The 5,604-nt window shown below is 47.3% G+C and carries 6 protein-coding genes; all 6 read left to right on the forward strand.

What is annotated here, in order from left to right:
* Positions 1–640 (forward strand): sulfate adenylyltransferase subunit CysD (gene cysD / locus VIN66_RS16905; protein ID WP_331925074.1); only part of this gene is annotated, 640 nt, incomplete at its 5' end.
* A 1-nt stretch (position 641) separates the two neighbouring features.
* On the forward strand, positions 642–2,051 hold the full coding sequence (gene cysN / locus VIN66_RS16910) for a sulfate adenylyltransferase subunit CysN (RefSeq protein WP_331925075.1): 1,410 nt from the start codon (positions 642–644) through the stop codon (positions 2,049–2,051).
* Between the two features lie 2 nt (positions 2,052–2,053).
* Positions 2,054–3,781: an SLC13 family permease gene (locus VIN66_RS16915; protein WP_331925076.1), complete on the forward strand. Its 1,728-nt coding sequence runs from the start codon at positions 2,054–2,056 to the stop codon at positions 3,779–3,781.
* Positions 3,782–3,797: 16 nt separating this feature from the next.
* On the forward strand, positions 3,798–4,433 hold the full coding sequence (gene cysC, locus VIN66_RS16920) for an adenylyl-sulfate kinase (RefSeq protein ID WP_331925077.1): 636 nt from the start codon (positions 3,798–3,800) through the stop codon (positions 4,431–4,433).
* Between the two features lie 4 nt (positions 4,434–4,437).
* Positions 4,438–5,409, forward strand: coding sequence for a DHH family phosphoesterase (locus VIN66_RS16925; RefSeq protein WP_331925078.1), 972 nt, complete (start codon positions 4,438–4,440; stop codon positions 5,407–5,409).
* Positions 5,410–5,484: 75 nt separating this feature from the next.
* The coding region (locus tag VIN66_RS16930; protein WP_331925079.1) for a GDP-mannose 4,6-dehydratase at positions 5,485–5,604 on the forward strand (120 nt) is incomplete at its 3' end.

Consider the following 5,604-nt stretch of genomic DNA (forward strand, 5'->3'; position numbering starts at 1 on the left):
TATTAACCCGGAAGGCCTGGACATGAATGTAGGCCCCTTTAGCCATGGTAGTGCCAAGCATACCGATATTATGAAAACCCAGGGTTTAAAGCAGGCGCTGGATAAATATAAGTTCGATGCTGCTTTTGGCGGCGCGCGGCGCGATGAAGAAAAATCACGCGCGAAAGAGCGGGTATATTCGTTCCGTGATCGTCACCACCGCTGGGACCCAAAAAACCAGCGGCCGGAGCTTTGGAATATTTATAACAGCCGGGTAGATAAAGGCGAGAGTATTCGGGTGTTCCCACTGTCAAACTGGACAGAGCTGGATATCTGGCAATATATCTATTTAGAGAATATTGAAATACCCGATTTATACTTTGCCAAAGCGCGGCCGGTAGTCGAGCGTGATGGTACCCTTATCATGGTAGATGACGACCGTATGCCACTTAAAAATGGCGAAGTACCACAGATGAAGATGGTACGTTTTCGCACGTTAGGCTGCTACCCATTGACCGGTGCAGTTGAGTCTACCGCGACGACCTTACCGCAAATTATCCAGGAAATGTTACTGACCAAAACCTCTGAGCGCCAGGGTAGGGTAATCGATCACGATAGCAGTGGTTCGATGGAAAAGAAAAAAATGGAAGGTTACTTTTAATATGAGTCACGCATCGGCATTAATTGAACAAGATATTCTGGCTTATTTAAAGCAACACGAAAACAAGCAGCTGCTGCGCTTTATTACCTGCGGCAGTGTCGATGACGGTAAAAGCACCTTAATAGGTCGGTTACTGCACGACAGCAAAATGATCTTTGAAGATCAGTTAGCTGCCATTACCGAAGACAGTAAAAAAGTAGGCACCCAGGGTAATAAAGTGGATTTAGCCCTGCTGGTAGATGGTTTACAGGCAGAACGCGAGCAGGGTATTACCATCGACGTGGCATACCGCTACTTCTCAACCGATAAGCGTAAATTTATTATTGCCGACACGCCAGGGCATGAGCAGTATACCCGTAATATGGCCACCGGTGCCTCAACCTGTGATTTAGCCATTATTCTGGTAGATGCACGTAAAGGCGTGCAAACGCAAACCCGGCGTCATAGCTTTATCTGTTCATTGTTGGGTATTAAGCATGTCATTGTCGCCATTAATAAGATGGACTTAGTCGATTACTCACAAGCACGCTATAAAGAAATCCAGGAAGAGTATTTGAAGCTGGCCGGCGCACTGGACATCCCGGATATCCGCTTTGTGCCAATATCGGCGCTGGAAGGTGACAACGTGGTTAACGTCAGTGAAAAACTCAGCTGGTTTCGCGGCTCTACCTTAATGCAGTATCTGGAGAATATTGATATTAGCGCTCAGGTAGCGAGTGATGATTTTCGCTTTCCGGTGCAGTTGGTTAGCCGACCTAATGCTGATTTTCGCGGTTTTCAGGGCACCGTCGCTTCTGGCAGCATTGCTGTAGGGGATGCAATTAGAGTGCTGCCTTCTGGTGTGGTAAGCACGGTAAAACAGCTGATTAGTTTTGATGGTGACCTAACCGAGGCTTATGCCGGCCAGGCGGTTACGCTTACCCTGAACGATGAAGTGGATATTAGCCGTGGCAATATGCTGGTGAAGAAAGATGCTTTGCCACATGTATCGTCGCGTTTACGTGCCAAAGTTATCTGGATGCATGACAGTGTAATGAAAACAGGCCGACAGTACTGCATTAAGTTTGCCTGCAAGTCGACAACCGGTGAAGTGGAAAAGCTACACCATCGCATAGATGTAAATACGCTGGCAGAAAAAGAGGCAGATGTATTAGCGCTTAATGAAATTGGTTTGGTAGACATCAGCCTTACAGAAAATGTCGCATTCGATGCTTATTTAAAGCACAAGCAAACCGGCGCTTTTATCATTATCGACCGTTTGAGTAACTTAACAGTAGGTGCCGGTATGGTGGATGCCGCCTTGGTCGCCAGTGCTGAGCCTGAGCGGCAAATCAGCGGTTTGTCACCCTTCGAACACGATTTGATTATGCTACTACGTAAGCATTTTCCTGAATTGACGCAAAAGGGTTAAACATGGGCCTGTCCGCTATAGTGCTGCTAGTGCTGTTGGCAGGCTTGTTATTGCTGTTACTTAGGTTTTCGCAGCATTCTGCTGCCGTGTTCGGTGCTATGTTGCTAAGTATGATGGCAGCAGGCTTTGTTAGTACTGCAGACGTGCTACGAAACAGTGCGAATGAAGGCCTGGTGACATTAGTGTTGTTAGTGCTCATTTCCTTTGCGCTGGAAAAAACCAGTTTGTTGCGGCGGCTGGCCCGTTATTTGTTTACGTCCTCGGTAACCGGCTCGGTGTGGCGTATTGTTGGTTTTTCTGCTTTAGCCTCATCGGTGTTAAACAACACCGCTGTGGTGGCGGCCATGTTAAATGCTGTACTTAGCAATAACAGAGTTGCCCCGTCAAAGCTGCTGATCCCGCTGTCTTATGCTGCCATTATGGGGGGAACTCTTACCCTGATTGGTACTTCTACTAATTTGATTGTGCACTCGATGTTAACCGAGAAAGGTCATGCCGGCTTTGGTCTTTTCGACTTTACGCTGGTGGGCCTTGGCGTATTGAGCGGCGGCAGTATTGTATTGGTGCTGATGACGCGGTTTTTGCCCAGTGAGCAAAGTAGTAAAGCGCAGAGTGCAGAGTATTTTCTTGAAGCCAAGCTGGCAGATGACTCGCCGCTAATTGGTCAAACAGTTGAACAGGCCGGGCTTAGGCATTTAGATGAATTGTTTTTAGCAGAGATTATTCGTGGCAATGAACTAATACGGCCGGTAGCGCGATATGACGTGCTGCGCCAGGGCGATAAACTTATTTTTACCGGTAACGTACATAAGGTGAATGTGTTAAAACAGTTCGCCGGTATTAGCTTGTTTGCCGATGATAATGGCTTGGCAACACAAACCCTTACCGAAGTCATTATTAAAGAAGAGTCGGTATTAAAAGGTAAAACACTAAAAAGTAGTGGTTTTCGTGCCCGTTTTGATGCAGCCGTGGTGGCGGTGAGGCGTGACGGTGAGCGGGTAAGTGGTAAGCTTGGTGAGTTACAGTTAAAAGCCGGTGATTTTTTACTGCTGGCAACCGGTGCCGATTTTGCCAGCCGGCATAATATCAGTAAAAACTTTTATGTCCTCTCTGGCATAACGCCAGACAATATGCTCAGCGGTTGGCGGGAAAAGTTAACCTGGTGGGGCTTTGCCCTGATGATTACCACCAGTGTTGCAACCGGCATTTCACTGTTGCAAAGTGCGATATTTCTGCTGGCGGCCCTGGTGTTTACTGGCTGCCTAACGGTTAACGAAATAAAACGGCGCTTTCCGATAGAAATTTGGTTAATTGTCGGTAGCGCGTTAAGTATTGCCACTGCGATGTCAAGCACAGGCCTGGCTCAGGCGATAAGCCAATTTGCAGCCGATGCGCTGGCTGGGCAGGCCCCCTTAGTTACTTTTATTGGCGTGTTTCTGCTGACCTACTTGCTAACCGAAATTATTACTAACAATGCGGCAGCAGCACTAATGTTCCCCCTTGCCTATAGCTTGGCTCTGGGATTAGAGGTCAGTGTTATGCCCATGGTGATGGCGGTAGCATTTGCCGCATCAGCCAGCTTTATTACCCCTTATGGTTATCAAACTAACCTGATGGTGTTTAACGCCAGCAGCTACCGGCTAAAGCACTTTTTGCTGGTAGGTACACCGGTGGCGATAACTTATATAGTACTAAGTATCATACTAATACCCTTAGTATTTCCGTTTTAATTGCAGGGTTTGTGTAGTGACAGAAAATGTAAGCGATAAACCAGAAAATAGTAATGTTGTATGGCATCCAACAGCAGTGAGCCCGGCAGAGCGGCGGGCGATGCATGGTCATAACCCCTGTGTTATTTGGTATACCGGTTTGTCTGGATCGGGTAAATCTAGCATAGCTAATGCGGTCGATCGTTTGCTGTTTGACAGAGGATGCCATACCTATCTGCTTGATGGTGATAACGTTAGACATGGTTTAAACCGTGATCTGGGCTTTGATGATGCTGCCAGGGTAGAAAATATTCGCCGTATCAGTGAGGTGAGTAAGCTAATGCAAAATGCCGGCCTGATTGTGGGTACTGCGTTTATTTCTCCTTTTATAGCCGATAGGGCGCTGGCTCGTGAGTTAATTGGCGGTCATTTTATCGAAGTGTTTATTGATACCCCACTGGCCGAATGTGAAAAACGCGACCCTAAAGGGCTATATCAAAAGGCTCGCGCTGGCGAGATAAAGCATTTTACCGGCATCAGCTCACCCTATGAAACACCGATAAGCCCTGAAGTGCATATTCGCACTACACAGCTAAGTATTGCTGATGCTGCCGCACAGGTACTGAGTTATCTCGAACAACGGCAGATAATTGCTTCGCTGGATTTGGATTAACCTTATGCATATTGATGTTTTTAATGGCGATGCAGATGGCATTTTTTCACTTATTCAACTGCGCAAAGTCAAGCCGATTGCTGCTACAGAGCAGTTGCTGATAAGCGGGGTGAAACGCGACATCAGTCTGGTGCAGCAAGTTACTACTGAGCAGGCGACAAACGCCTCGATAACGGTGCTTGATATTTCATTTGATAAAAACAACACCGCACTTGAGCAAGTGTTAGCTGTGGCGGATGAGGTATTTTATTGTGATCACCATCAGGCGACGCGTTTATTTCAGCACCCAAAGTTGACAGCCGTAATTGATACAGCGCCGACGGTTTGTACGGCACTGTTAGTTAATCAGTATTTAAAAAATGCTCAGCCGTTATGGGCAGTGGCAGCCGCTTTTGGTGACGGCCTGGATAAGCCGGCAAAGGCGCTTGCTTCACAGCTTGGCTTGAGCAGCGAACAACAAGTGCAGTTAAAGCAATTGGGCATGTTGGTTAATTACAATGGCTACGGTGCCAGCAAGGCCGATTTACACTTTGCCCCGGCAGCGTTATACCAGCAGTTGATGACTTATGATTCACCTTTTGCAGTGATTGCCGATGCGCAATCGCCTTTTGCGGCCTTAAACGCTGGCTATGACGCTGATTTAGCCAAGGCCCGTTCTTGCAAGCCGCTAAGTGATAATACTGCGGTACTGGCAGTGCAATTGGACAATGCTCCCTGGGCTGCACGCATCAGCGGCAGCTATGGCAATATTTTGGCTGCAGAAAACCCAGCCAAAGCGGTGGTAGTTGTGACTAGCAATGCTGATGACAGTTTAACCATTAGCTTGCGGGCACCGAAAAATAACCCTTATGGCGCTGCTGATATCTGTAGCCAGTTTGCTACCGGCGGTGGGCGGGAAGGTGCCGCAGGGATTAACAGCTTAGACAGATCAGAGTTAGATGTCTTTTTAGGTTTGGTCGCTGCGAAATATGTGTAAAATGCCGGATTGCGTTTAGTGATGTGAGGCTAGTTGTGAGTTATCGGGCGTCACAGATATTTTGAAATAGGTTTAATGATGAAAAAAGCTCTTATTACCGGTGTTACCGGCCAGGACGGCTCTTACTTAGCCGAGTTTTTGTTAGAGAAAGGCTATGAGGTGCATGGTATTAAGCGCCGGGCATCTAGCTTTAAT

Origin of the sequence: Rheinheimera sp., assembly GCF_036568245.1 — a bacterium.
Classification (GTDB): domain Bacteria; phylum Pseudomonadota; class Gammaproteobacteria; order Enterobacterales; family Alteromonadaceae; genus Alishewanella.

Bases quoted from the DNA above. Each gene is read 5' to 3' on its own strand.
- cysN (WP_331925075.1), top strand. From the start codon at position 642: ATGAGTCACGCATCGGCATTAATTGAACAAGATATTCTGGCTTATTTA.
- VIN66_RS16915 (WP_331925076.1), top strand. From the start codon at position 2,054: ATGGGCCTGTCCGCTATAGTGCTGCTAGTGCTGTTGGCAGGCTTGTTA.
- VIN66_RS16925 (WP_331925078.1), top strand. From the start codon at position 4,438: ATGCATATTGATGTTTTTAATGGCGATGCAGATGGCATTTTTTCACTT.